The 26,593-nt window shown below is 59.7% G+C and carries 30 protein-coding genes; 4 read left to right on the forward strand and 26 right to left on the reverse strand.

Features of this window, described 5'->3' with window-relative positions:
• Positions 1-206: 206 nt before the first annotated feature.
• Positions 207-1,550 carry a sensor domain-containing diguanylate cyclase gene (locus tag GAL01_RS01165; protein WP_231865441.1) on the forward strand — a complete coding sequence of 448 codons (1,344 nt, stop codon included), beginning with the start codon at positions 207-209 and terminating at the stop codon, positions 1,548-1,550.
• Positions 1,551-1,579: 29 nt separating this feature from the next.
• On the opposite strand, the gene argB is transcribed toward GAL01_RS01165, so the two are convergent.
• The 6 genes from argB to rpmH all read right to left on the reverse strand — a co-directional run bounded on the left by argB (position 1,580) and on the right by rpmH (position 5,835).
• On the reverse strand, positions 1,580-2,539 hold the full coding sequence (gene argB / locus GAL01_RS01170; protein WP_062033490.1) for an acetylglutamate kinase: 960 nt from the start codon (positions 2,537-2,539) through the stop codon (positions 1,580-1,582).
• Positions 2,536-3,216, reverse strand: a complete 681-nt coding sequence (gene yihA / locus GAL01_RS01175; protein WP_062033495.1) for a ribosome biogenesis GTP-binding protein YihA/YsxC — start codon at positions 3,214-3,216, stop codon at positions 2,536-2,538. Before yihA ends, argB begins: the two co-directional genes overlap by 4 nt.
• A gap of 17 nt (positions 3,217-3,233) precedes the next feature.
• Positions 3,234-4,949 carry a membrane protein insertase YidC gene (gene yidC / locus GAL01_RS01180; protein WP_062033498.1) on the reverse strand — a complete coding sequence of 572 codons (1,716 nt, stop codon included), beginning with the start codon at positions 4,947-4,949 and terminating at the stop codon, positions 3,234-3,236.
• A 90-nt stretch (positions 4,950-5,039) separates the two neighbouring features.
• Positions 5,040-5,291, reverse strand: a complete 252-nt coding sequence (gene yidD / locus GAL01_RS01185; RefSeq protein WP_062033500.1) for a membrane protein insertion efficiency factor YidD — start codon at positions 5,289-5,291, stop codon at positions 5,040-5,042.
• A complete protein-coding gene (gene rnpA, locus GAL01_RS01190) occupies positions 5,288-5,662 on the reverse strand; it encodes a ribonuclease P protein component (protein ID WP_077802424.1) in 375 nt (124 codons plus the stop codon). The genes yidD and rnpA overlap by 4 nt, the downstream gene beginning before the upstream one ends.
• A gap of 38 nt (positions 5,663-5,700) precedes the next feature.
• Entirely contained in the window at positions 5,701-5,835 is a 135-nt protein-coding gene (gene rpmH, locus GAL01_RS01195; RefSeq protein ID WP_062033507.1) for a 50S ribosomal protein L34, read from the reverse strand.
• A 146-nt stretch (positions 5,836-5,981) separates the two neighbouring features.
• Between rpmH and GAL01_RS01200 the strand changes: the two genes are divergently transcribed.
• The gene (locus tag GAL01_RS01200; protein ID WP_231865436.1) at positions 5,982-6,197 is read left to right on the forward strand and encodes a hypothetical protein; all 216 of its coding nucleotides are present in this window, start codon (positions 5,982-5,984) and stop codon (positions 6,195-6,197) included.
• Here the strand turns inward: GAL01_RS01200 and gloA are convergent.
• The 19 genes from gloA to rpoZ all read right to left on the reverse strand — a co-directional run bounded on the left by gloA (position 6,181) and on the right by rpoZ (position 24,603).
• The gene (gene gloA / locus GAL01_RS01205) at positions 6,181-6,570 is read right to left on the reverse strand and encodes a lactoylglutathione lyase (RefSeq protein ID WP_062033514.1); all 390 of its coding nucleotides are present in this window, start codon (positions 6,568-6,570) and stop codon (positions 6,181-6,183) included. The genes GAL01_RS01200 and gloA overlap by 17 nt on opposite strands.
• The gene (locus GAL01_RS01210; protein WP_086648878.1) at positions 6,570-7,412 is read right to left on the reverse strand and encodes an LpxI family protein; all 843 of its coding nucleotides are present in this window, start codon (positions 7,410-7,412) and stop codon (positions 6,570-6,572) included. The genes gloA and GAL01_RS01210 overlap by 1 nt, the downstream gene beginning before the upstream one ends.
• Positions 7,413-7,414: 2 nt before the next feature.
• A complete protein-coding gene (gene lpxA / locus GAL01_RS01215) occupies positions 7,415-8,272 on the reverse strand; it encodes an acyl-ACP--UDP-N-acetylglucosamine O-acyltransferase (protein WP_062033878.1) in 858 nt (285 codons plus the stop codon).
• A 5-nt stretch (positions 8,273-8,277) separates the two neighbouring features.
• Entirely contained in the window at positions 8,278-8,757 is a 480-nt protein-coding gene (fabZ, locus tag GAL01_RS01220; RefSeq protein WP_086649100.1) for a 3-hydroxyacyl-ACP dehydratase FabZ, read from the reverse strand.
• Between the two features lie 142 nt (positions 8,758-8,899).
• The gene (gene lpxD / locus GAL01_RS01225; protein WP_062033880.1) at positions 8,900-9,949 is read right to left on the reverse strand and encodes a UDP-3-O-(3-hydroxymyristoyl)glucosamine N-acyltransferase; all 1,050 of its coding nucleotides are present in this window, start codon (positions 9,947-9,949) and stop codon (positions 8,900-8,902) included.
• A gap of 20 nt (positions 9,950-9,969) precedes the next feature.
• On the reverse strand, positions 9,970-10,884 hold the full coding sequence (locus GAL01_RS01230) for an OmpH family outer membrane protein (protein ID WP_174694413.1): 915 nt from the start codon (positions 10,882-10,884) through the stop codon (positions 9,970-9,972).
• A 52-nt stretch (positions 10,885-10,936) separates the two neighbouring features.
• Positions 10,937-13,405: an outer membrane protein assembly factor BamA gene (gene bamA / locus GAL01_RS01235; RefSeq protein ID WP_062033524.1), complete on the reverse strand. Its 2,469-nt coding sequence runs from the start codon at positions 13,403-13,405 to the stop codon at positions 10,937-10,939.
• Positions 13,406-13,537: 132 nt separating this feature from the next.
• On the reverse strand, positions 13,538-14,638 hold the full coding sequence (gene rseP, locus GAL01_RS01240) for an RIP metalloprotease RseP (RefSeq protein ID WP_062033527.1): 1,101 nt from the start codon (positions 14,636-14,638) through the stop codon (positions 13,538-13,540).
• Positions 14,631-15,857: a 1-deoxy-D-xylulose-5-phosphate reductoisomerase gene (gene dxr / locus GAL01_RS01245; protein ID WP_062033529.1), complete on the reverse strand. Its 1,227-nt coding sequence runs from the start codon at positions 15,855-15,857 to the stop codon at positions 14,631-14,633. Before dxr ends, rseP begins: the two co-directional genes overlap by 8 nt.
• Positions 15,850-16,680, reverse strand: a complete 831-nt coding sequence (locus GAL01_RS01250) for a phosphatidate cytidylyltransferase (RefSeq protein ID WP_062033532.1) — start codon at positions 16,678-16,680, stop codon at positions 15,850-15,852. Before GAL01_RS01250 ends, dxr begins: the two co-directional genes overlap by 8 nt.
• A complete protein-coding gene (gene uppS / locus GAL01_RS01255; protein WP_062033535.1) occupies positions 16,677-17,444 on the reverse strand; it encodes a polyprenyl diphosphate synthase in 768 nt (255 codons plus the stop codon). The genes GAL01_RS01250 and uppS overlap by 4 nt, the downstream gene beginning before the upstream one ends.
• Before the next feature lie 8 nt (positions 17,445-17,452).
• On the reverse strand, positions 17,453-18,019 hold the full coding sequence (frr, locus tag GAL01_RS01260) for a ribosome recycling factor (protein ID WP_062033538.1): 567 nt from the start codon (positions 18,017-18,019) through the stop codon (positions 17,453-17,455).
• 68 nt (positions 18,020-18,087) lie between these two features.
• Positions 18,088-18,828 carry a UMP kinase gene (gene pyrH / locus GAL01_RS01265; RefSeq protein ID WP_062033882.1) on the reverse strand — a complete coding sequence of 247 codons (741 nt, stop codon included), beginning with the start codon at positions 18,826-18,828 and terminating at the stop codon, positions 18,088-18,090.
• 114 nt (positions 18,829-18,942) lie between these two features.
• The gene (gene era, locus GAL01_RS01270) at positions 18,943-19,830 is read right to left on the reverse strand and encodes a GTPase Era (RefSeq protein ID WP_062033541.1); all 888 of its coding nucleotides are present in this window, start codon (positions 19,828-19,830) and stop codon (positions 18,943-18,945) included.
• A gap of 25 nt (positions 19,831-19,855) precedes the next feature.
• Positions 19,856-20,590: a ribonuclease III gene (gene rnc, locus GAL01_RS01275; RefSeq protein ID WP_062033551.1), complete on the reverse strand. Its 735-nt coding sequence runs from the start codon at positions 20,588-20,590 to the stop codon at positions 19,856-19,858.
• Positions 20,587-21,402: a signal peptidase I gene (gene lepB, locus GAL01_RS01280; RefSeq protein ID WP_301271800.1), complete on the reverse strand. Its 816-nt coding sequence runs from the start codon at positions 21,400-21,402 to the stop codon at positions 20,587-20,589. The genes rnc and lepB overlap by 4 nt, the downstream gene beginning before the upstream one ends.
• A gap of 9 nt (positions 21,403-21,411) precedes the next feature.
• The gene (gene acpS / locus GAL01_RS01285) at positions 21,412-21,873 is read right to left on the reverse strand and encodes a holo-ACP synthase (RefSeq protein WP_062033554.1); all 462 of its coding nucleotides are present in this window, start codon (positions 21,871-21,873) and stop codon (positions 21,412-21,414) included.
• A gap of 4 nt (positions 21,874-21,877) precedes the next feature.
• Entirely contained in the window at positions 21,878-24,172 is a 2,295-nt protein-coding gene (locus GAL01_RS01290; RefSeq protein WP_062033559.1) for a RelA/SpoT family protein, read from the reverse strand.
• Positions 24,173-24,207: 35 nt separating this feature from the next.
• Positions 24,208-24,603 (reverse strand): DNA-directed RNA polymerase subunit omega, encoded by a 396-nt coding sequence (gene rpoZ / locus GAL01_RS01295; RefSeq protein WP_062033888.1) that lies wholly within the window; start codon positions 24,601-24,603, stop codon positions 24,208-24,210.
• A gap of 194 nt (positions 24,604-24,797) precedes the next feature.
• Between rpoZ and GAL01_RS01300 the strand changes: the two genes are divergently transcribed.
• Together GAL01_RS01300 and GAL01_RS01305 are read left to right on the forward strand one after the other, a co-directional pair.
• Positions 24,798-25,406, forward strand: a complete 609-nt coding sequence (locus GAL01_RS01300) for a LabA-like NYN domain-containing protein (RefSeq protein WP_062033563.1) — start codon at positions 24,798-24,800, stop codon at positions 25,404-25,406.
• Positions 25,403-25,966, forward strand: a complete 564-nt coding sequence (locus tag GAL01_RS01305; RefSeq protein WP_174694414.1) for a uracil-DNA glycosylase family protein — start codon at positions 25,403-25,405, stop codon at positions 25,964-25,966. Before GAL01_RS01300 ends, GAL01_RS01305 begins: the two co-directional genes overlap by 4 nt.
• Before the next feature lie 31 nt (positions 25,967-25,997).
• Here GAL01_RS01305 and msrQ read toward each other — a convergent pair whose 3' ends face one another.
• Entirely contained in the window at positions 25,998-26,576 is a 579-nt protein-coding gene (msrQ, locus tag GAL01_RS01310) for a protein-methionine-sulfoxide reductase heme-binding subunit MsrQ (protein ID WP_082790818.1), read from the reverse strand.
• Positions 26,577-26,593: the final 17 nt, after the last annotated feature.

Below are 26,593 nucleotides of genomic sequence, written 5' to 3' on the forward strand. Positions count from 1 at the left end.
AGGTCGGTCCGGTCAGAAAAGCAGAAATCCGCCGGAACATGCGGTTCCCGACGGTGCATGTCAACGGATCTTTACCTCCGATTCCGACCTGCACAGTTTCGTGCGTTGTTCATGACTTCTTAACCCGCCACGCTTATGAAAACGGAGGGCTTTGACTGGCTGGCCCGACCTCGAGCTTTCTGCGGGATATGTCACCCTTGCCTGATATGCGTTCCCTGTTGTCCCAGTTCATGAACCCGTCCGCACCCGACAGGAGTCCGCAGGATCTGCGGAACATGCTGGCGTCCACGCTGGAAAGCCGCGAACGCTGGCGGTCCCTGCTTTATCAGGCCGTGGATCTAGTCTTCGAAACAGATAGTCGCGGTCGGATCATCCTCATTTCCCCGGACACCTGGCTCGGGCAGCCGACCACATCCCTGATCGGGCACCCCTTCAGCGCATTATGCGACTCTGTAGACATCCTGCAGCCCCATGCGGGCACGGCGGCTACCATCACGACGCCACAGGGCGAGCCTCTGACGGTGATCCTCTCTTCTCGCCCGTTCCATGATGACGAGGGACAGATCACCGGAACACGTGGCACCCTCAAAGCTGTTTCGGAGCCGTTATCCGCGTCTGCATGCGGGACGGCCTCGCCTGCAGACCACGATGGGATTGCCATCCTTGCCGACGTGACGACCGCTCTGCGTAAGGCCATCGTCCCCCGACTGGCCGCCGCTGCTGCCATGGAAGCCCTGCTGGAGCCGCTCGGCGCCGAAGGAGCCCTGCTTGATACGGCGGCTCCAGATACACTCCTGTACAGTTCTTCAAGCCTGACAGACGACATTCAGGCCGTTCTCTCCGCCAGCCCCTCGCAGACAGGGACGATCGTTTTCCGAGCCGGTACGCGTCATGCCATGATCTGCCGCGAGAACATCCGCAGTCTCGAACAGATGTGTCTTATCGTCTGGCGAGCCACCTCATGGTCACCGCAGGAGCAAAAGCTGTGTCAGGCCGTGTGTTCGCTGCTGGCGGGTTTCTGGGAACTGGACAGCATTCATCGCCGGATCCTGTTCGACTCCGACTATGACATTTCGTCCAATCTTCTGAACTGGAAAGGGCTGAAGGCGGAAATAGAACGCCGTACCCGCCGTCTCGATCAGGAGGTCATGCCTGCGACCCTGATCATCGCGCGCGTTCCCGGTCTGACGGAACTGTCAAAAACACGGGGATTCGAAGCCGGTGAGGAAGCCCTCCGGCAATGCGTTGCCCTCCTCCGCAAGGCAGTTCGTCCGACGGATGCCATCGGTCGCATCGGCAATAATATCTTCGGACTCTGGATGGATGGCGGCGACCGCTTCGCAGCGGCCGAACGGGCCGAGCGCATGACGGCGCACGGAATCCCCATCCTGATCGACCCGCCTGTCCATCTTCCATTGCAACTCGGCCTCGTCTCCCGCGAAGCCAATGCAGAGGAAACGCCCGAGACCCTGCTGGAGCGCGGAATGCTGGCATTGCAGGAAGGGCTGGTTGAAAACAGATTATGGCGCTTCTCACACGAAGCGCCATAATCTGTAGTCCGGTCTGAACAACAGACCGGTTATGCCTTGATAAGCGTCCCCGGGCCTGCCCGCGTGAAAAGCTCCAGCAGACAGCTATGCGGCACCCGGCCGTCCAGAATGACGGCAGCTTTCGCACCCTGGCGAACGGCTTCAAGGCAGGTTTCGACCTTCGGAATCATTCCTCCCGAAATCGAACCATCCGCAATCCGGCGCAAGGCCTCCTCCGCGCTCAGTTCCTCGATGAGCTTGCCGTTTTCATCCAGCACTCCCGGAACATCCGTCAGCATCAGCAGACGCGAGGCGTGCACCGCTCCTGCAATCGCACCTGCCGCCGTATCGGCGTTGATATTATAGGTCTCACCGTCTGCGCCTACGCCAACCGGAGCAATTACGGGAATCAACCCGGCCCCGAGGAGCGCATACAGCACCCGCGGATCAATCTTTTCCGGCTGCCCGACAAAACCGAGATCAATGACCTTTTCGATCTCGCTATCTAGATCACGTTTCATCCGGGTCAGACGACGTGCCTGTATCAGTCCGCCATCCTTGCCGGAAATGCCGACGGCCAGCGCCCCCGCACGGTTGATCAGCTCGGCGACCTGTTTGTTGACGCTGCCTGACAGCACCATCTCGATCACATCGACCATCGACTGGTCCGTAACCCGGAGACCGTCGATAAATTCGGAGCGGATCTTCAGACGGTCCAGCATCGCGCTGATCTGTGGACCACCACCATGCACAACGATCGGATTGATCCCGACCAGTTTGAGCAGCGCGATGTCATAGCCGAATGCATGCGCCAGCTTACCTTCGCCCATGGCATGACCGCCGTATTTGACGACAATCGTGTCCCCGGCATAACGGCGCAGGAAAGGCAGCGCACTGGACAGAATGGCTGCCTGCGCCTGCGCCTCTTCCGCGTTCACGACCGGCGGCACATCCGGCAGTTTGGCACTGTGAGTTTTGCTATTGTTTCCGCTGGAGGTCTTACTGGTCATGATCCGGACTGTCCTTCCCCTGACGTCTGGAGTGGCACGGCAAAACGGGCAATTTCCGCCCGCAGGTCCTCGATCCCGAACCCGGTCTCGCTGCTGGTGGAAATGATACGCGGATAGGCGGCGGCGTGTTTGAGCGCCAGCGCCTCGACTTCCGACGTCTTTGCTGCAAGCGCCTTCGGGCGCACCTGATCGCATTTGGTCAGCACGATCTGGAACACCACGGCCGCACGATCCAGCAACTCCATGACGTCCCTGTCGGACTCCTTGAGCTCGATCCGCGCGTCCAGAAGCAGGATGACCCGCTCCAGCGTGGTGCGCCCCCGAAGATAGGCGAACATCATGTCCTGCCAGTCTTCCTTGACCGACTTGGCCGCCTTCGCAAATCCGTAACCCGGCATGTCCACAAGAGACAGGCGGTCAGCGAGATTGAAGAAATTGAGCTGCTTGGTCCGTCCCGGCTCGGACGACGCCCGTGCCAGCGCACGACGCCCCGTCAGCGCATTGATGAGGCTTGATTTGCCGACATTGGAGCGTCCGGCAAAGGCCACTTCGGGTCGACCGACCGGAGGAAGCTGGTCGATCTTCTGAGAACCGAAGAAGAATTCGCATTCCCCCGCAAACAGAAGCCGCCCGTCTTCGATCTGGGCCTCGGTTGGAGGCCCTGGTATTTCTTTCATCATGCCTCTGGTCGGCCTCAGGTCCGGGAGACCGGAACGGGCAGACCGGTCCGGCGCTGGATGAACATCTGCTGCGCCACCGTCAGCAGGTTGTTCCATGTGTAATAGACCAGAAGGCTGGCCGGGAAGCTGGACATAAAGAACACATAAGCCAGCGGCATGAACTGCATCACGCGCGCCTGTGCCGGATCAAGGCTCGCCGTCGAGCTGGTCTGGCGCTGCAACAGCCAGAACGTCAGACCCAGTGCCGTGCCCCAGATGCTGACATGCAGGAACGAGGAATAGTGCGTCGGGTCGAAAGGGAGCAGTCCGAACAGGTTGAAGATGTTTGTCGGGTCCGGCATCGACAGATCGCGGATCCAGCCGAAGAATGGCGCATGACGGGCGTCGATGCTGATGTTCAGGATTTTGTACAGGCAGAAGAAGATCGGTGCCTGGATCAGCATCGGCAGACAGCCACTGGCCGGACTCACCTTTTCTTCACGATACAGCGCCATGACCTTCTGGTTCATGGCCATCGGGTCGTCCTTGTTCTTCTCGCGGATTTCCTTGACCTTCGGCGCCAGCAGACGCATCCGCGCAGAAGACTGGGCAGCCTTTGAAGCCAGCGGAAAGAGAACGATTTTGACGATCAGCGTCAGCGCCATCAGCGCAAGACCGAAATTGCCGATATGCAGATACAGCCAGTGTAGAAGCGTCAGCAGCGGGCGGGTCAGGAAGCTGAACCAGCCGAAGTCGATCGCCTTGTCCAGATCAGGAATTCCAAGCTGTTTGCTGTAGGACTGCAAAAGGCTGAGCACCTTGGCCCCGGCAAAGACATGGCTCTTCTCGGTGATGGAGCCATTCGGCATGATCTGCTGGGGCGCCTGTGTAGACATCCCCACCTGATAGGATGCCGGCGCTCCCGGAACGTATGCAAAGCTTGCCATAACGGGCGTCCCGTCCGCAGGCGCCACGGCCGTCAGCCAGAACTTGTCACTGATGCCATCCCAGCCATTCGATCCCGTGGACGACCAGGAGACGTGATCCGGATGATCAGCCCCCTTGCGCAGATTCTTGTAGCTCTCGTCCTGCATTCGGCCACCAACGACGGCGATCGGACCTTCATGCGCGGTGAAAGCCCCTTCCGGCGCTTCGTAGTCCCGCTGCACGCGCTGGAACGGCACAAGTGCCACTGGCTGTGCGGAATGGTTCTCGACCGTCTGGTTCACCGCGAACATGTAATGGTCGTCCAGCGCGATCTGGATGGAGAACACCAACCCCTGTCCGTTATCCCAGTGTAGCGTCACCGGATGGTCCGGAGTCAGCGTCTCGTCCGGACTGTCCCAGACCGTGTTCAGGTCCGGCACGCGGGCGTTTGAACCCGGAGCATTGGTCCAGCCGATCACGACAAAATTGGGATGGGTACTTCCGGCGGTGTCCAGCAGCCGCACAAGCGGGCTGCCTTTGGCAAGGGTCTCGCGATATTTCGTGAGGATCAGATCATCCAGCACCGCGCCCTTCAGGTTGAGAGAACCCTGGACATCCGGCCCCGTCAGAGGAATACGCCGTGCGGCAACCTGCGTCTCTGCCGGGGCTTCAGACGCGGCAGGGGCGCTGGTCTGAACCTGCGCAGCAGGCGCATGAGGGACGGAATGGGGATCGTCCTGATGGGGCTTCGGCATGAAATAGTCGAAACCGATCAGGATAAGGGCCGAGAGAAGTGTGGCCGCAATAATGCGCTTGATGTCCATCGGGCGGATGCCGGTCTTTCGTCTCACTGAATGGGGCTTGCGCTTCAAGTGGCCGAAAACCGCATCCAAAACAATAGGTGGCGGGTGTTTTTAATGCCGGTGTGGCTTCGGAGGCAGGTCGATGCCCCCTTCCGACCAGGGATGACAGCGCCCGATCCGGCGTATCGCAAGCCATCCCCCACGCACGGGACCATGCTCGCGGATCACCATCAATGCGTAGGTGCTGCATGTCGGATCGAACCGGCAGTTCGTACCGATGAACGGACTGATGAAGAGTTTGTAGGCATCAATGAGCGACAGCATCAGGGCAGTGACGGCTTTCCTGATGACGCGCGCAATCATTTCGCCCGATTCCGGCTATGACTGGAATTCCCGGAAGGTTTTTCACGGAAATTGGCATCCAGCCCCTTGCGAAGAGCCTGCCTCAGATCGTCTTTGAGGAGAGAAAACTCACGCCCCCGGGTCTTGTCACGCCCGATAAGGACGAAATCGCCGGAAGGCAGACCGTCTTCCCGTGCAACGAGGCGGAGAGCCTCACGAAGACGACGGCGGGTGCGGTTACGGATGACAGAATTACCGACTTTTTTAGTGACTGTGAAACCCACGCGGGTTTCGGTCGCTGTGTCATCCGGAAGGATCTGCACAACCATACCGGGAGTGGCGACCTTGCGCCCTTTCCCGGCTACACGCAGAAACTGCGGCCGTTTTTTCAAACGGCTCGGTGTATGGGTTGTGCCGATCTGGGTCGAACTCAGGCGGAGAGCTTCTTGCGACCCTTGGTGCGACGGTTGGCCAGCACGCGGCGGCCGCCGACGGTTTCGCTACGCGTACGGAAACCGTGACGACGCTTGCGAACCAGCTTGGAGGGTTGATACGTGCGCTTCATGACGTTGATCCTTAAAAACCAGGCGGACGCCTCAACTGCTGGACATCCGCGTCGATCGGGCGCACGAAACGCCCGGTGATTGAGACCCGGGCTTGTAAGCACGCAGGCCCTTCATGTCAATGCCAGACCTACAGGAACTTGACCCCATGCCCGAGTCCAGCAACCATTCTGCTTCCAGCACACCGTCTCAGGATGCTGCCACCTTTCGTCACGACCTGCGCAATGCCTTGGCTCCTGCGCTTCTCTGCGCTGACATTCTCGGCACCCACAGGGACAAGGCAGTCCAACAGAACGCACAGACGATTATCGAAGCGCTCGAAAACGCCCTGAAACTGCTGAAAAACGTTACGATTTCTCGATAAGCTCGATTTTGTAGCCGTCGGGATCTTCGACAAAGGCAATGATGATCGTGCCGAATTTCAGTGGACCGGCTTCGCGTGTCACCTTGCCGCCACCCGAACGGACCGTTTCGACCAGAGCCGCCACGTCAGGGGCGCCAATCGCAAAATGGCCGAAACCGGTCCCAACATCGTAATCGGACTCCTGATCCCAGTTGTAGGTCAGTTCGATTTCGGCCTGCCCATGCTCGTTATCGGCGAATCCGATGAAAACCAGCGTGTAGCGCCCTTCCCGGACTTCCTTGCGGCGAAGCTCCTTCATCCCGAGCAGCTTGTAGAATGCCAGACTCCGGTCAATGTCCCGGATTCTCACCATCGTATGCAAAAACGTATTCATCACTTGTCCTTCAGATCTTCCGGCGTCAGCCCATACAGGAAGAGCCCGTAACGATCCGCCAGCTTCACGCAGCCCGCAGGATCCGTCATGAGCGTCACTCCGGGCTGGAACGCAACGCCCCGCAATCCGTTCCGGGCCGCATTTTCCAGCGTCTCCGGCCCGATCGTCGGCATGTCCGCCCGAAGGTCCTGTCCGGTTTTGGGCATCTTTACCAGAACGCCACCACTTCCCGCCTGCATGAGGCGCCCGCAGCGGCCCAGCATGGCATCCGTCCCCTCCAGAGCCTCGACCGCCAGTACAAGCCCGTTCTGGACCACGCATCCCTGACCGATATCCAGGACGGCCATCGCCTTGAGAACATCGACACCACGGGCGATGTCCTGTCTGGCCTGAGTGTCAGGGAGCACACGCCCCAGGGTTCCTGAACGGCCGGTGGCATGTTCGAGAAACTCGTGCGCACCCCGGACATGAAAACCTTCTTCGCCGAGGACACGGACGATCGCGCCGAGAAGCCCGTCGTCTCCGGAAAAGATCGCCCGCCCGAGGCGCGCGAGAATGCGGGCCCCTTCCGCATCGGGACGCAGGTCCCGCCATGCGGGCCGACGGACCGGCCCGATCAGGACCAGTTCGCGGCAGTTATTTTTCTTCAGAGCGCCAAGAATATCGCCTGCGGCGGCAAGACGAATGATTTCGTGCGGGTAAGGATCAAGAAGCGCGCGATCGGCGAAGTCACGGAAGCCAATGACGAAAACCTTGCGGCCTTTGGCGATGGCGGCAGCGGCGACCTGTGCGGGAAGCGGTCCCGAGCCAGCCAGAATGCCGATGCAGCCCCGGTCGCCCACGATCAGGCGCCTTCGGTTTCAGACTGCCCTTCCTGACGCGCAACACGTGTCAGGCCGCGACGGCTTGGAGCCTCCATGAAGTCCAGCATCTCGGCAATGCGTGGAAGATGTCCGTATTCCGCCCTGACTTCGGCAATGCGGCTTTCCAGAACGGCTTCCGTCGCCCCATGCCGTGGATAAAGCGTGCGGAACGCACGGCGCATGGCTTGCATTTCTTCCGGCCCAACCCCCGAACGCTTCAGGCCGATCCAGTTCAAACCGACTAGACGGGCACGGTTTCCGAGCACGCTTCCGTAAGGAATGACGTCCATTTCGACGCCACAGACACCGCCGACCACAGCCCCGCGTCCGATGCGGACGAACTGATGCAGCGCTGCCGAGCCCATAACCTTGGCGTCGTCGTCAATTTCGACATGACCACCCATGACGACATTATTGACAATGATGACACGGTCACCGAGGACGCAGTCATGGGCCACATGAGAATTGGCCATGATCAGACAGTTCGCGCCGATGCGCGTAAGCGCATGGCCTTGCGCCGTACCACGATGGATCGTTACGTTTTCGCGGATGACCGTATTGGCGCCCACTTCGCAGAGCGTGGGTTCGCCAGCATATTTCAGGTCCTGCGGGGCCAGACCAATCGTCACGAACGGATAGACTTCCACGCTTTCGCGCAGGGTCGTGTATCCGTCCACAATGACCGATGCGTGCAGGCAGACCCCGTCACCAATGGTGACGTTGGGACCAACCAGACACCAGGGTCCGATGCGCACGTTCTCGCCGATGCGCGCACGCGGATCAACGAGAGCGGTCGCGTGGATTTCGGCGGTTTCGGGGCGCTTCCCTGCCATCTGCATCAACGTCAACCCATGATCATCGCACTGAAGGTCGCTTCGGCCACGGCAACGCCATCGACACGGGCCACACCCTTGAACTTCCAGACATTGGCGCGGGAGCGCTCCTTGTCCACATGGATCCGGAGCTGGTCTCCAGGGCCGACCGGACGGCGAAACTTCGCGTTTTCAATTGTCATGAAATAGACCAGCTTGCCTTCAAACGCTTCACCCAGAGTCATGACAACCAGCGTCGCCGCTGTCTGGGCCATGGCTTCCACGATCAGGACGCCAGGCATGACGGGGTGGGACGGGAAATGACCCTGAAAAAACGGCTCGTTGACCGTCACGTTCTTGATGCCGATGGCGGACTGTCCGGCATGGATCTCGACCATCTTGTCGATCAGCAGAAACGGATAGCGATGCGGGATCGACTGCATGATCTTGAGGATGTCGATGCTCTGCGGAAGCTGATGCCCTGCAGCGGCGGCGTCTGTCGCGGGAGTCATCTGTTCGGCTGGAGCGTCAACTCGGTCCATCGTTTTACCATGCCCTTCAAGCGGTGTTGTCTGTCAATTGCTGCCCTCTGGCAGCGCGAATGGCTTCCCTTAGCAAACCTGAGGGGGAGTTACCATCCGCGCTACAGGGCAGCTAGTCGCTGCTTTTGCGGGAAAGCTTCCGCAATGTTGCGACATTGCGGAAAAACTCGCGGAACGGCATGGCAGGGCTCCCGATAACATCGGCCCCTGCATCCACGTCCGACATGACGCCGCACTGGGCACCGATGCGGGCCTTGGAACCGATCTTGATGTGTCCGATCAGACCGGCCTGCGCAGCAATGGTGACGAAATCGCCCAATTCTGTAGAGCCAGAAATACCAGCCTGCGACACGACGATACAGCATCGTCCCAGACGGGCATTGTGACCGATCTGCACGAGGTTATCGATACGCGTGCCCGCGCCGATCAGCGTATCCCGCATGGAGCCACGATCAATGGTGGAGTTGGCGCCGACTTCCACACCATCTTCCAGAACGACCAGACCCAGTTGCGGTACGGTTTCAAACCCTTCCGGCCCTACGGCGAAACCAAAGCCGTCCTGTCCAATACGAACGCCAGGATAGAGCGTGACACGATTACCAATACGCGCATGAGAAATGGCAGCATGAGCACCGATGCGGCATCGGGAACCGATTTCAACGCTCTGACCAATGCTTGCGTGACTGGCCACGATGGTATCACGGCCGATACGGGCCCCACTGCCGATTACAGCAAAGGGGCCAATTTCGACGTTTTCGCCAATGTCTGCGTCATCTGCAATCCAGGCCGTTGGATGACGGACTCCGGTAGACTTTGGATCGGGATGAAACAGCGTGGCGACACGGGCCCAGGCGAGATAGGGCGCCTTGCAGACCAGTCCCGCCGTATCGGGCGGTAGCTTGTCGGAAAACGCTGGCGACAGGATAACGGCGCCGGCCTTCGTTTCAGCCAGAAGCGGCAGATAGCGACGGTTATCGAGAAAACTGACCTCGTCAGGTCCGGCCACATGCAGGGGGGCCACACCGCGAAACGCCGCCACGCTTTTACCTGATGCTGCGGCAACCACGTCGCTGTCGGATGCTTTAGCCAACTGCTCCAGACCAAATGGTCCGGAGCGTTGAAAAAAACGGCTGTCGCCGGGGCGGGTCTCGCTTGCTGTCATATCAGACACGGACATTCGCCTCAGTGATGCTGACGAAGAACGGACTCGCTCGGTGCGGAAGCCGGAGCCTGCTGGGGCGCCTGACCCTGCGGCCCCTGGGCCTGTCGCTGTTCATCGGCTGTCGTCGGCATCTTCCCTGAGCGGGCAAGCTGCTCAGGGTCAACACCGTCATCGGGAATGAAGACATGCGGCAGAGTCTTGTTGAGCTGCGCGCCGACTTCTTCGGTGATATCCTGACCGCCGACATGCAGTACGACCTGCTCAGCATGCAGGATCAGGTTCATGTTATGCGCTGCCGCAACAGCAGCGATGATGCCGTTGGGTTCTTCCAGTTCACGCTCGATCTGGTGCATGGCGACCTGCGCCGCTTCCTGGATGATACGGGCCTGGCTGCCGAAATCGTGCTGGTCCTTGGCACGGCGTTCCTGAAGGTGACGCTCACGCAGCTGGATCTGGTCGGACGTCAGGGTCCGGGCCTGGGCCTGCAGTTTCTGCTGCTCACCACGCCATGCGGCCTCTTCACGCTGGACAGCCTGCGCCAGACGATCGCGACGGGCACCCAGAACCTGCTGGATTTCCTGCCAGGCGCTGGAAATCTGCATGACGGCTTGAACATTGATGACGCCAATGATGGCAGCCGGCGGGGGAGCCCCCTTCGCAATGCTCGGAGGCGCCGGGATAGGCGGAAGAGGCAGGACCGGAGGCGCCTGCTGCTGATCAGACGGAGCGGACTCTTCTTCCTCTTCAGGAGCTGCTTCCGGAACGCGACGCTGAACAGGACGCGGCGGCGGGGCGTCGGGGTGCGCGGCCTTGGGAACGAACCAGCCACCGTTGCCGCCAGCGGCCTGCGCGTGAGCACCCGGAGCGGAGACAAGAATCGACGCAGCCAGAAGCGCGCCGGCCGAAACCGTGCGCATCAGGGAATTGAGGGTCATGACCACCTCTTGGCAAGGGGTTGGAAAACAGAATGGCAAAGTTTCGGACAGCTTAGAACTGCTGACCGAAACCAAAACGCAGCGGGTATAGACGGTCGCCGTGTTCTTTGCGGATCGGCACGGCACCATCAATATTAACAAGACCGAACGGGCTCTTCCACGACACACCAAGGCCACCGGAAACGCGCGGAATCAGATTGTCACCGGTGATAGGAGTATAGTTGTCCCCATCATTCGTACGATTCGTATAAAGATGCTTGACGCGAAGACCCGCAAGGCTACCCGCATCAATGAATCCACGACCGGAAATTCCGAGATCATCACCCATAGGCAGCGGGAAATTGAGCTGTGCGGAGGCCGTATACATGAAACGGCCACCCAGAAGATCTTCCTGGCCCTGTGCAGGGATATAGACGCCGTTGATTTTGAGATGTCCCGAACGTGGACCGACACCGCCCTGAAGGAATCCTCGCAGGTTTTCACCACCAAGATAGAAGTTATCAATGATGTTGCGGTTTCCGCTGGAGCTCCAGTCGCCCATGTAACCCACGCCGCCCTTGAACTGGAAGGTCCAGTCATGATTGCCGGTCAGGTCATCAAGCGGCAGGTAATAAGCGCCATCAGCCTTCACGCGGGCGTATTTGGAATTGCCACCCAGACCTGCGAAGTCGCCACCAACCTTGAACATATAACCGGAGTGCGGCTTTGCCCGCTGGTCACGACGGTCATAGGTTATGGACGTACTGATCTGCGAGAGCAGTGACCAACCGGCAGACTGCTGAACGTAAATCGAGGGCACCCACTGGATCAGACTTGGATCAGATGCCACGGCAGAAGCATCGTAGAAATTGCCGACCTGACGATCAACGAGAGTATAGTTCCAGGACTGCGACAGATAGCGGTTATAGGCATAACCCAGACGCAGGCTCATGCCGTACTGGGATTCCTTATAGCTCTGATACGTCTGGTAGTTGTTCTGGATGAAATAGAAATCAGCACCAGCAACAAGGTTCCGGTTCAGAAAGTAGGGATCCGTGATCGAGATGTCGGCCTGTTTTTCATAATAGGCGACCGTTCCCGAAATACCGGCATCCACGCCCGTTCCGAGCAGGTTATGCTGCTTGATCGAGGCGTTACCGAGAATACCGACGTCCGTCGAATAACCACCACCCAGCGAGAACTCACCGGTCGGCTTCTCCACCACGTTTGCAGAAACGTTGACGCGATCGGGCGCGGAACCCTGTGTCTGGTCAACGGAGACCGAACTGAAATAGCCGAGATCCTGAAGGCCCAGTTTGGAATATTTGCGATCGAACGGGGTGTACGGATCCCCTTCAGCCATCGGCAGGTTCCGGCGGATCACGTCGTCATGCGTAATGGTGTTGCCGTTGATGTCAATACGCTCGACATAGACATGCGGACCTTCTGTGACATCGAACAGCAGGTCAACAACGTGCTTTTCCGGATTTCGGGCGATTTCCGAACGGACCATGGCGAACGGATGACCGGTGGCCTGCAACCATTCCTGCATATTCTTGGTGTTGTTCTGGATCGCCGTACCATCATAGATCTGGTGCGGGAACAGCTCGACATGCGGACGGAGCATTTCCGGCGTGACATGGCGCACGCTTGAGCGGACGTCCATCTTGCCCAGACGATACCGGTCGCCTTCGTGTACAGTGAAGGTAATGTAGAAAGACTTGTGATCGGGAGCGAGCTCACCCGTTGCATCGACCATGTGGAAGTCCACAAAGCCGTTATGCAGATAGAAGCGGCGCAGCAGCTCCGCATCGTATTTGATTCGCTCGGGGTTATATTCGTCAGCCGACGAGAAGAAGCGGTACCAGATCGACTCCTTGGAGGAGATGACCTGCGCCAGACGCGCCTCACTGAAGGCATGATTGCCGACGAAAACGATCTTCTTGATCAGTGTCTGCTGCGCTTCGTTGATGTTGAACACCACGTCAACGCGATTATGGGACAACTTGACGATCTGCGGCGTAACGGTCGCACCGAAGCGGGCTTTGCCGGCATACTGGTTCAGGATCTTCTGGCGGTCGGCAGCGGTGGTCTCCGCCGAGAACACCGCGCGCGGGCGCAGGCTGATTTCCTTGCGGAGATCCTCATCCTTCAGCGCATGATTGCCTTCGAAGACGATGCGGTTGACGATTGGGTTCTCGACAAGATCCACGAGCAGCGTATCGCCATCGCGGTGCAGGGTGACATCCTTGAACAGGCCGGTGGCGTAAAGCGTCTTCAGCGAGCGGTCGAGGTCGTCCTGATTGAACGTGTCACCCGGCTGGGCGACCATGTATGACAGCACCGTGCTCGTCTCGATCCGGGTATTTCCCTTGACCGAAATGGCTCTGATGATGTTTCCGCCGGGCGTTGATGCCGGGGCCTGATGACGAACGGAACGCGCCTGAGCTGTTCCGAGGACGACCGGCAGCAGGCAGGCTGATGCGAGAAGCAGCAGACGCGTGTTCGAAGACCGGGAACCTCTTGACCGTGATCCTGACAAACCGGCTTTCCTTGTAACATATTTTTTGCAGGCGACTGACACGTTACGCCACTGGCCGAGGTATCCGATAACCACTGCCCCGCGCAAGATGCCCTGACGTGTTCAACTGTATCACAAGTCTTTTCAGAATATTTAGCTTACTGCGTGAAAGATCCAGTGAAACAGTCCGATATTGGTCAGATCGTTGAATGTCGAAAAGAGGAAAAGAGCGCCGATCAGCGCCATTCCAACCTGCATGCTGATCTCCTGGACACGGCGCGAAACCGGGCGACCGCGGACGAGTTCGCAGGCATAAAAGACCAGACGCCCCCCATCGAGCACTGGAATTGGAAAGAGATTGATCAGGCCAAGATTGATCGAAAGCAGCGCCATAAAGGAAATGATGCTGGCCAGACCGTAGCTGGCGACCTGTCCAGAGAGCTGTGCGATGCGAATCGTACCTCCCAGTTCCCTCGCACTTCGCTGACCGCTGACGATCTGCCAGACGCCCTGCAACGTCATGACCGATTTGTCCCAGGTTTCCTCGATGCCCATGATGAACGCCGAAGGAAGCGAAACGGGATGTCCACGGGAAATGCCAAACGCAATTCCGAGGCTGCCCATCTCGTGACCGCCGCTTTTCACGGTATCAAAAGTGACGGGCAGGCTGAGATCCTCAGTCCCGCGATGGATACCGAGCACGGTCTGCTGCCCTGGATGAGAGGCAACACTGGCCATCACATCTTCGGCTCCGAGGATGTGGGTCTCGCCAATCCGGGTAATCACATCGCCCGGTTTGACGCCTGCATGATCCGCAGGACTTCCCACGACAACCTGCGAGACATCACCGCGAATCTCTGGCTTGCCGATGACTGCGAACAGCACCGTGAACGCCAGAATGGCGAAGAGGAAATTGAAGACTGGCCCCATCAGAATAACGATGGCCCGTGATCCCACCGGCTTGTCGTGGAACGTCCGCCCCGGAATCCACGCGGCCTTTTGTTCTTCGGTCGCGTCTTCTGGACCTTCAAACCCGTGCGGTTTGACGAAGCCACCCAGAGGAATGGCACTGATCCGCCACTCGGTACCGGACTTGTCATGCCAGCGATAGAGTGCAGGGCCGAAGCCGATCGAAAACGTATCGACCTTCACGCCACGCCAGCGCGCCGCCAGATAATGCCCGAGTTCGTGGATGAAAACGAGAATGCCCAGAATCAGGACATAGGCCAGAATGGTCCGCAGAAGATCATGCATTCAGAGCGGCCTCGCTGAGGTGGTTTCGCAGATGTCCGCTGGTCCGCAGGATATGAGCCTCGGCCAGCTCCCTGCCCCGCGCATCCCAGTGCAGGACATCATCCAGACTTTTAAGCTCGGGATTTTCAGTCATGGCCTGAAGAGCGGCGTCGATCGTCTCGCCAATACCGAGGAACCCGATACGGCGGTTCAGAAAGGCCTCGACAGCGATTTCGTTGGCAGCAGAGAACACGGCTGGGGCCGCACCGCCTGCCCGCAGAACCTGCCGGGCAAGGCGAAGCGGGGCAAACCGCACTTCATCCGGCGCCTCAAACTCCAGACGGCCATAGGCGGCCAGATCCAGACGTCCGCAAGGCGTCTCCATCCGCTTGGGCCAGGCGAGCGTGTGGGCAATGGGAATACGCATATCGGCAGAGCCCATCTGCGAGACGAGGCTGCCATCCCGGAACTGCACGAGACCATGCACGACAGACTGCGGATGAACCAGAACGTCGATCCGGTCTTCGGTCAGACCAAACAGACGTGCGGCTTCGATGACTTCCAGACCTTTGTTGGCCATGGACGCCGAATCGATCGTGATTTTGGCGCCCATCGACCATGTCGGATGCTTCAGAGCCTTTTCCGGGGTGGCTGCACGCATGTCTTCAAGCGTCGATTGACGGAACGGGCCACCGGACGCCGTCAGGATAATCTTTTCAACGGTTTCCATATCGCAGCCACCCAGAGACTGGGCGATGGCGTTATGTTCCGAATCGACGGGCAGAAGGGTGGCTTTAGCGTCGGAGACGGCACGCAGCATGACATCCCCCGCACAGACGAGCGCTTCCTTGTTAGCGAGCGCCACGGCATGTCCGTTGCGAACGGAGGCCAGTGTGGGCTCCAGACCCGCTGCGCCCGTAATCGCAGCCATGGTCCAGTCGGCTTCCATGGCACCGGCTTCGATCACGGCCTGACGACCGGCCGCAGTCCGGACGCCAGTGCCTGCAAGCAGGGATTTCAGTTCATCGTGACGGCTTTCGTCATGTAGGACGGCCACTTCAGCATTCAAAAGACGTGCCTGCTCGGCCAGAAGAGCCGCGTTGCAGCCTCCGACCAGCGCCCGGACCTCGATCTCATCCGGGATCCGCGCGAGGAGATCGACTGTGGAGGTTCCGATACTGCCGGTGCTGCCCAGCACTGTGATGCGACGGCGTGTGGACCGTGCAGAACCGTCAGTCATGCGAAGAACTCCCGTAAGAAGTAGGTAAATGTGCAGGAAGGATGGACCAAAAAGGCTGCGTTGCCACCGCAAGCGATAACAGTGCCGCGGCAGGAGCCGCAGCAAGAAGGCCGTCAAAGCGGTCTAGAAGGCCGCCATGCCCGGGGATGAGGCGTCCTGAGTCTTTCACGCCCAACCGACGTTTGGCCGCGCTCTCCAGAAGATCTCCGCTTTGGGAAAAAATCCCTAAGACTGCACCGCAGATGAGACCACCGATCTGCGTACCCGGCACAGCCAGCCATGCAACAAGGCCGCCCGCCAGAGACGCTCCAAGAAGCCCTCCGATCGCGCCGGAGCGGGTTTTTCCCGGAGAGATGGACGGAGCCAGCTTCGGGCCACCGAAAACCCGGCCTGTCAGATACGCGAAGCTGTCGCTGGCAATCACGACGGACAGGACGAAAAGAACGGACGCCATCCCGAAAGGCAGATGACGCAGCCACAGAAGCGACAGGCCTCCAATAATGGCGATTATGACGGGAACGCTGGCCGGAAAGCCAAAAATCAGCGTGGGCCAGATCATCCAGAAGGCGGCGCTCCACTCCCCTTTCAGGGCAGCAAGGCCAGCAATCACGGGCCAGGCGAGCAGCAGACCGCCACGCCACGTTTTCAGAGGCTGGCGAATAAGCGTCTCGCCCTCCCAGACCAGACCGAACATCGCCAGCAGGATCAGGGCATCATAGACCAGACCACCGCGCCAGATGCAGAAAGCCGCAATCGGCACGAGGACCGCGGCCGATAGAAGACGCAATCTCAGATCGGACCAGCGTGCTGAAGCACTGCTCATGCGGGGCGTCCACCAAATCTGCGCTGACGACCGGCAAAACGTGACAGGGCATCCAGAAATTCTGACTCACCAAAATCGGGCCAGAGCACATCCATAAAAATCAGCTCGGCATACGCACTCTGCCAGAGCAGGAAATTGGACAGCCGGCATTCGCCGCTGGTCCGGATTACCAGATCGGGATCAGGCATATCGGCTGTCTGAAGCGCATCATGAAGCGTGTTTTCAGTGATGCTGTCAGGTGTAATCCGGCCTGCAACAGCATCTTCAGCGAGACGGCGGGCGGCCTGCACGATTTCAGCACGGCCGCCATAGGACAGTGCAAGCGTCAGGGTCAGGGTAGTGTTGTGAAGCGTGAGGGTTTCAGCACGGTGGAGTTCTTCGCGCAAAGGCCCCTCGAACCGCTCTGGCTCGCCGATGACCCGCAGCCGCACACCTTGTCCGTGGAGTTCGTTGATCTTGTGACGCAGATAAAAGCGCAACAGAGAAGTCAAATCTCCGACTTCTTTCGTCGAGCGACGCCAGTTCTCGGACGAAAATGCATAAAGCGTGAGATATCGCACGCCCTGCTGGATGGCCGTGCGGACGCATTTCTGCACGGATTCCGCACCTTGGCGGTGTCCTGCGATTACCGGGAGCCTGCGCGCACGCGCCCAGCGGCCGTTTCCATCCATGATCACGGCGACATGGACGGGAACGGCGCTCGCCCCCCCCCCGATGGGAGAGGAGACCGTGCCTTCAGAGCGGGGAAAAGATCCTAAGGGCAAATGCGCAATCAGACCTGTTTGATCTCGCGTTCTTTGTCCGCGAAAATATCGTCCACTTTCTTGATGTACTGGTCCGTCAGCTTCTGGATGGCATCAGTCCAGGTTTTCATATCGTCCTGACTGATCTCGCTCTTCTTTTCCAGCGCCTTGGTCTGCTCCATACCGTCGCGACGCACGCCACGTACGGAGATCTTGCCGTTCTCGGTATAGCGGGCGGCGGCACGGGCCAGTTCATTACGGCGCTCTTCGGTCAGGGCCGGAATGGGAACGCGGACCGTCTGGCCGTCCGTGGACGGGTTGAGGCCGAGACCACTGTCGCGGATGGCGCGCTCGACGGCACCAACGACCGTGCGGTCCCAGACGGAAACTGTCAGCATCCGGGCTTCAGGTACGGCGATGGAGCCGACCTGCGACAGCGGCACCTCGGACCCGTAGGCTTCGACGCGGACCGGCTCAAGGAGGTTCGGGCTGGCACGGCCCGAACGCAGGCCCGAGAGGTCCCGGCGCAGGCTTTCGATCGCACCGTCCATGCGGCGCGTCAGATCGGCGATGAGGTCATTCAGGTCAGCAGGCATGAGCTGTTCCTTTCAGTTCGACGTTGGTCTCAGGACGGAACCTGAAGATTTCGTTGAAAATGCGAAGATCAGTCCGCTTCGATGATCTTGGTGAAAAGCCCTTCCCCACGCATGACGGCGCTGAAAGAGCCGGGAGCATGCATGTTGAAAACCACGATGGGCAATCTGTTTTCGCGAGCCAGACTGATGGCCGCAGCGTCCATGACGTTCAGATCGCGGGCGAGAACTTCGAGATAGGTCAGGCGGTCGTAACGCTGGGCGTCCGGGTTGCGGCGCGGATCGGCGGAATAGACGCCATCCACCTGCGTCCCCTTGAAGAGCGCATCACATTCCATTTCGTTGGCACGCAGGGCGGCGGCTGTATCCGTCGTGAAGAACGGATTACCCGTACCGGCCGCAAAAATGACAACGCGGCCCTTTTCCATATGGCGCACGGCGCGACGGCGGATATAGGGCTCGGCGATGGAGGCCATCTGGATCGCGGTCATGACACGCGTTTCCATGCCGCGGCGCTCCAGCGCATTCTGCAGCATCAGCGCATTGATGACAGTGGCCAGCATACCGGCATAATCGCCCTGAGCACGGTCCATGCCCTTGGCGGCCGCCGCCAGACCGCGGAAAATGTTGCCACCCCCGACGACGAGGCAGACTTCTACCCCCGAAGCCCGCACTTCAGCGATATCGGCGGCAACCATGTCCACCATCACGGGGTCTACTCCCGACGGCCCATCGCCCATCAGGGCCTCGCCGGACACCTTGAGCAGGACGCGTTTGTAGGAGGAGCTCTGTTCTGGGTTCTCGGTCATCATGCCCGTCTCCGGCTGGATGTGGTGTCTTGATTTGCGCCCGTCATACAGACGTGGCGGCATTGGAACAAGCGATGTCAGGATGCCGGATTTCAAACGCTCCGGCACCTGTCTTTTTCAATCGTCCAGACCGATGGCACGCAGCCGGGCCTTTTCCTCGTCCCATCCTGCGCGTTCCTTAACGTTCAGGAAAAGATGGCACTTGCGATCCAGCAGTTCCTGAAGCTCCATCCGTGCCCGCGCACCGAGGGATTTAATCTTGTGGCCGCCTTCGCCGATCAGGATGGCTTTGTGTCCGGGACGGGAGACGTAGATCGTCACCTCGATCCGTACCGAACCGTCCGGACGTTCCTTGAAGCTCTCCGTCTCGACCGTTGCCTGATAGGGAATTTCCTCATGCGTCTGCATGAAAATCTGCTCCCGCACCAGTTCGGCGGCCAGAAGGCGATCTGGCAGATCGGTCAGGTCATCTTCAGGATACAGGAACGGACCTTCCGGCAGTTCGGTCGCCAGACGAGCCATCAGGTCGTTCACGCCCTCGCCCGAACGCGCGCTCAGCATGAAGACATGCTCCACGCTGATTAGACCACCGATCTCCTGAGTCAGGGGAAGCAGCTCTCCCCGCTCCACTAGATCCGTCTTGTTCAGGACAAGCCAGATGCGCCCCTTGCTCCCCGCAAGCTTTGCGATGATTTCGCGGACGTCCTCGCGCAGCCCCGACTTCGCATCCACCAGAAGCAGCGTCAGATCCGCGTCCTGCGACCCGGACCAGGCAGCATTGACCATAGCCCGGTCAAGGCGGCGACGGGGTTTGAAGATACCCGGCAGATCCACGAGGATAATCTGGGCGTTATCCTGCATGACGATGCCCAGTGTCCTGAAACGAGTCGTCTGCGCCTTGGGGCTGACGATGGACAGTTTGGCTCCGGCAATCCGGTTGAGCAGGGTGGATTTCCCCGCGTTCGGAGCCCCGACGAGAGCCACGAAACCGCAGCGCGTGGTCATGTTCTGATCCTTTATTGATGACATCTCAGGACGCCACATTCTGACCGAGACGTTTCAGCAGAGCGGTTGCCGCTGCCGTTTCTGCCAGCCTCTTGCTGCCGGCCTCTCCCGTTCCCGTCTGCCCGAGCGTCGTGACGCTGACGCGGAAGACGGGTGCATGGGAAGGACCGTCCGAAGACAGGAGTTCATAATTTGGAAGCGGCAGTCCCTGCGACAGCATATATTCCTGAAGCAGGGTCTTGGGCTCCTTGTGCGGCCGGTCAGCACTGTCCAGCCGGGACTGCCAGTACTGGCGGACCACCCGACGCGCAGGCTCCAGCCCACCATCCAGATACAGTGCGCCCAGCAGGGCTTCCATCGCGTCCGCACGGATGCTGGACAGACGCCGGATCCCGGCATCTTCCTCATGCGGAGAAATCTGGAGGGAGCCGGAAAGCCCGACCTGATCGGCGATTTCAGCCAGAACCGTGCGCGATACCAGATGGGCGTGACGCGGGCCGAGCGCGCCCTCCTGTTCGTCCGGGTAACGTTCCAGCAGCCATTCGGCCATCAGCAGACCCAGAACACGATCCCCGATGAACTCAAGACGTTCGTTCGAACCCGTGCCCTTGGGACGCTGGCTCCGGCGCGCGCGGCGCGGATCGCGGCCGGAAACGGCGGAACGATGGGTCAGCGCTTCGCTCAGCAGCTCAGGCTTTGCAAAATCATGCCTGAGCGCTGCCTGCATCGACGCAAGGGCGTCTGTTGAGGAGAGTTTCATGTGACGAGATGCAGGAAACGGTTCCAGCGGATTTCGGTCGGCCAGTACCAGAACTGCCATGCCGGATGGCGCATATCCATTGAGAACAGGACGACCGGCGCGCGACCGACAAGGTTCTGCATGGGCACGAAACCGAGATCGTCCGGACCATCACCCTGAAACCGGCTGTCGGCGCTGTCGTCGCGGTCATCGCCCATGGCGAAGAACGATCCCTCCGGAACCACATATTCCGGCGTATCGTTTGCGAAACCTTCATCCGTCAGCTTGAGAATGTCATGATCGACCGGCGCACGTCCGCCGCTGCCAGGAAGGCTCTCACGATAGAGTTCGCCACTGAGGAGGCGGTTGTTCTCGTCCAGCACCTCGTAATGACCAAGTGCCGTCCGGGGAACTTCGATTCCGTTGAGAATAAGATGCCCTCCCGTGACCTGGATATGGTCGCCAGGCAGCCCGATGATACGCTTGATGTAATCAACGGACGTATCCCGCGTGAAACGGAAGACCGCAACATCGCCACGATGAGGCTCGGCTCCAAAAATCCGGCCACTGAAGACGTTTGGCGAAAACGGAAAGGAAAAACGGGAATATCCGTAGCTGAACTTCGAGACCAGAACGAAATCACCGATCTGCAGTGTCGGGATCATCGAACCGGAAGGGATATTGAAAGGCTCCACCACAAGAGAGCGCACGGCAAACACCGCCAGCAGCAGCACGCAGAAATAACGGATGCTTTCGCCAAGCGTCTCTTCGCGGCGTGCGGGCTTGTCACCCGTACTTTCTGAACCCTGCACGGGTCTGTTCTCCTTGATCATCAGACGCTCTTAACGCAGCTTGGCGACGTTGGCGAGCGCTTCAATCGGTCCTGGCCGTCCGGACGCCTCCGGCGGTACCGATTGGATGATGACCTGCGCCAGGGCGAACGGCGGGTCATCCGTCAGGCTGACGAAAAGCTGGGCGTTCTGTCCCGGAGGCGTCAACTGGGACAGGACTTCCCGCGCCCTTCCTGAAAGCCGCAACTCGGGAGCACCGCTTGGTCCGTTACAGACCCCGATATCCTGAAGCTGGACTCCGTGAGCAAAGCCTGTGCCCAGCGCTTTCACGCAGGCTTCCTTGGCGGCCCAGCGCTTGGCGTAGCTGCCCATGCGCGCCACTCCCGAGAGCCGGTCAGCATGGCTGCGTTCGGCCTGCGTGAAAACGCGGTTGAGGAAGCGGTCGCCAAAGCGCTCGACGCTTTTCTCGATACGCGAGATCATGCATAGATCGGTCCCCATCCCGAGGATCATGGGGTCATCCCTTGGCGCGCTCGACCTGCATGACACCTACAGCCGTCCTGAAGGCCGCGATCATGGACGAGAGATGGCGCAGGTCCTTCACTTCCAGATCTACCAGAATTTCCATGAAATCGAGCTGGCGGTTTACGATCTTGAGGTTGAGGACGCTGCCATTGTGCTTTGCAGCCACATTCGTCAGGGTCGCGAGAACCTCGGGTTCGTTGGCAGCCACCACCGACAGGCGGGCCGTATAGGGTTCGGTACCCTGACGGCGCCCAAGAGCTTCGTAATCCCAGTCCACTTCCAGAAAACGCTCGGGCGTGTCCGCGAAGCTGGACAGGTTCTGACAGCCGCGTCGATGAATGGTGACGCCCTTGCCCTGTGCGATGATGCCGACGATCGGGTCTCCCGGCAGTGGCCGGCAGCAGCCCGCGAAACTGATGGCGATCCCCGAACCGATCCCCTTGATCGTACTTCCGGAATGCGCCGTCGCCTTCGGGGCGCCGTGCCCCGAGCCCAGCATGAGGGACTGCCCGAAACGGGGCGACAGTCCCGGCACCATGCGGGGCGCACGAACGCTCTGACGCAGTTCGGGATACGCCGTGTTGACGACGTCCTTGGGGCCAAGCTGGCCATTGCCGACCGAAACATACAGATCTTCGACTGAAGCCTGACGGAGCTCCTTGAGGATGCCGTCAAGCACCTTTTCGGAACCATCCACCCCTTCCTGACGGAACGCCTTGGCAATGGCGGCACGGCCATTATCGAGATGCACCTGCCGCTGCTGCTGCGTTACGAAACGCCGGATACGGGCACGGGCCTTGCCCGTTGCGACGAAACGCTCCCACGATGGCGACGGCGTGCCGCCCCGGGCCGTCATGATCTCGACCTGATCGCCATTCTGCAGCTCGTGCCGCAAGGGCATCAGGCGTCCGTTGACCTTCGCGCCGACGCAGGTATCGCCGACCTGACTGTGCACGGCATAAGCGAAATCAACGGGAGTGGCGCCGCGCGGCAGGGAAATCAGCTGCCCCTTGGGGGTGAAGCAGAAAACCTGATCCTGATAGAGTTCGAGCTTGGTGTTTTCGAGGAACTCGTCGGGAGCCTGACTGTCCTCAAGAATTTCCAGCAGGTCCTGAACCCAGCGCAGCTTGCGGGTCGGGGCGCCAAAAGCAGACGACAGAGCCGCGGCTTCGCGCTCACTGGGCGTCGCGTGCTCTTTATAGGCCCAGTGAGAGGCCACGCCGTTCTCAGCCAGATCGTGCATTTCAGCGGTCCGGATCTGGACTTCGATTTTCTGGTTGCGCGGATGACGCAGGGTCACGCCGGTATGGAGGCTCTGGTATCCGTTGGCTTTGGGGGTGGAGATGTAATCCTTGAAACGCCCGGCAATCATCGGATAGGCGCCGTGAATGGCTCCCAACGCCATGTAACAGGCGTCACGCGTGGGGACGAGCAGGCGGAAGGCCATGATGTCCGAAAGCTGCTCAAACGCCACATTCCGACGCTGCATTTTCTCCCAGATCGAATAGGGAGATTTTTCGCGTCCCGTGACCTCGACTCTGTCGATCCCGGTTTCCGCACACAGAGCCATCAACTCCTGACGGACCTGCTCGATGACGTCAGCGCCCTGCCCGCGCAGAAAGTTCAGCCTTGCACGGATCGTCGCATCGGCTTCGGGCTCGAGCTGGGCGAAAGAAAGGTTCTGAAGCTCCGTCTTGACACGGTCCATACCGATGCGCTCAGCGAGCGGCGCATAGATATCCATCGTCTCGCGGGCGATACGCTGCCGACGGTCCGTACGCTGCACATAATGAAGTGTGCGCATGTTGTGCAGGCGGTCAGCCAGCTTGACGATCAGGACGCGGATATCCCGCGACATGGCCAGAACCAGCTTGCGGAAATTTTCGGCCTGTTTGGTGCGGTCGGACTGGAGTTCGAGCCGCGTCAGCTTCGTCACACCGTCAACGAGCGCTGCAACATCCTCGCCGAAGCGGGCTTTCAGGGAGTCACAGGAAACGCCGGTGTCTTCCACGGTATCGTGGAGCAGCCCCACCATAATGGAGGTTGCGTCCATGCGGAAACCCGCAAGGATATTGGCGACGGCAATCGGGTGCGTGATGTAGGCATCGCCATTATCACGGCGCTGCTCGTTATGGGCGTTGGCCGCAACATCATAGGCGGCTTCGATCTGCGCGAGATCGGCCGACGGATCATAGCTTTCGATTCGTCGCAGCAGTCCGGCAATGGACGGCTTGAAGTCCCCGCTTGCGACAGGCGGGGGTGCAGTCGGAGGAGATGCATCAGGCATGCAGCATTCCTCCTCTTAGTAAAACCGGTCAGAGATCAGCGACGGCCCCGACCACCCAGTTCGGCTTCAATGGCAGCGGCTTCATCTGCAGACATGTTCTCGGCCATGTGAGCATGTTCTTCCTCGGCGGAGACATCCTGCAGACCAAAAATGTTCTGGTCCGTCGGGATCAGATCCAGCACCTCTTCGTCCACGGGCTCCGGCTCGGGAGCGCGCGCCAGAGAGCGGATGATGCCTTCGCGCAGAACGGGAAGGCTTACCTTGTCTTCGGCGATTTCACGCAGGGCGACGACCGTATTCTTGTCGTTTTCACGATCAAGCCGGATTTCCTCGCCGCGCGACAGGCCACGGGCACGCTGGGCAGCCAGCAGGACCAGTTCGAAACGGTTAGAAACCTTCTCGATGCAATCTTCGACGGTTACGCGCGCCATGCGACAGGCCCCCTTCGGGTAAGACAAAAGAATAAAATAAGAGAGAACGCTGGCAATAACATGCAGTTCATGCGAATGCAATCGGCGCCTGCCCCGCCTCCGGAATTGAACCCGAGTGCCTCCACGCCTGGTCGCAGCTGGACGGCAGCCTCTCCTGCGCAGGGCGACATATTTTACATACCGGGATTACCTTCATGCTTTTGCGCCAGAACGAACGCACTGCCCTTTTCATCGACGGCGCCAGCCTCCATCACGCAGCCCGCAATTTGGGTTTTGAAGTCGATTTCCGCAACCTTCGCAAACTCTTTGAAAATGCGTCTCTTTTTCAGCGCGCCTTCTATTATGCCGCCATGCCTGAAACGGATGACTATTCCCCCATCCGCCCCCTGACGGACTGGCTGTCCTATAATGGGTATCATCTTGTGCTGAAAACTGCGCGGGAGTTTACGGATCCTTCAGGAAGACGGCGTATCAAGGGGAACATGGATGTCGAACTGACAGTGGATCTTCTGGAACAGGCGGGCCGCCTCGATCACGCCGTGATCGTCAGCGGCGATTCTGATCTGCGTCGTGCCGTTGAGGCGGCGCAGGCACGCGGGGTCCGGGTTACGGTCATTTCCTCGATGCGCTCGACGCCCCCCATGATCGGAGACGATCTGCGGCGTCAGGCAGATATGTTCGTGGAACTGGCGGACATCGCGCCGTCGTTCACACGGCGTCAGGCTGAACCGCGCAATCCGCCCCGACAGGGCCCGGTTCGTCATCCTGCCGACATCAACAGCGACGAGACCAGCGACTCATGACCCCTCGGGCTTCTACCGGAACGATCCCCGCCCCTCCTCCGCTCTCCGCCTTTGCAGAAGGCGCGCGGTCAGGAACCGGGCCGCTCTCAGCCGAAATGCTGATTGTCTGCCTCGATCCGGAAGATGCCACGGAGACCCTGGCGTCCTTTCTGGACGCCAACAGCATCGTCTTCGACCCGGCCCTTACCGGGCCGGAGGCCATTCTGGGGCGCATCACCAGCGTCATGCAGCCCCTGTCGCCACAACCTCTGGCTCTCCCGTCAGAGCTCGAAGCCTGTAGCGCCGCGCTCTGTACCGAGCTTCAGAGCATGCCCAGACTGAAGCTGGTCCTCACACTCGGAATCAGCGCCCATATTGCGGTTCTGGGCGCATGTGGCATTCCGTTATCGCGGCTTGATTTCCGGCCCGGCGAAATCACCCATCTTCCGGATGGCCTGCTTCTGGCCGACGGATGCCACTTTCCGAGCAAGCCTTTCCCGGCTGACATGATGGCGCAGCGTCGCTCCGCCCTGACTGAGCTGTCACCCAAAATTCGCGCAGCATTGCGTCCGACCCTGTAAAAAACCCGACGGGCTCTGGATCAGAGCCCGTTTATACGCGTCTCTTCGGCAGGATGCGGCACGCCAGAAGCAACGCCAATGCTGCAAGATAGGGCTCAGAGACCGAGTTCAATGTCTTGAATGACAAGAAGAAGTGGATGCCTGCCAGAACTGTGGCCGGGTAGATCAGCTTGTGCAGAAATTTCCATCGGCGCTTCATCAGGCGCATGGACAACGCGTTTGAGGTCAGCGCGAGTGGAATGAGCAGAACCAGAGCACTCATCCCGAGAATGATGAAGAAGCGGTGCGTGATGTCGGTCCACAGAACGGTCCAGTCGAACCCGTGATCCAGACCGACATACGCCAGCACATGCAGACTGGCATAAAAAAACGCCAGCAATCCGGTCAGACGTCGGTATCGAAGCAGATTAATGCTAATGCCCGCAAAACGTCTCAGCGGAGCCAGCGCCAGACAGGCCAGCAGGAAACGGAAGGCCCAGAGCCCTAGTGACCGCTCGAACACATTGACCGGGTCGGCGCCGAGCGCGCCATGCTGCCCCTGCCAGACGAGCCACCCGGCCGGGATCATGCCGAGCGGATACAGGATCACGCGCCAGTGCCGTTGCAGCATACCGCTTCTGGCTCTTG

It is taken from the genome of Gluconobacter albidus (assembly GCF_002723915.1).
Taxonomy (GTDB): domain Bacteria; phylum Pseudomonadota; class Alphaproteobacteria; order Acetobacterales; family Acetobacteraceae; genus Gluconobacter; species Gluconobacter albidus.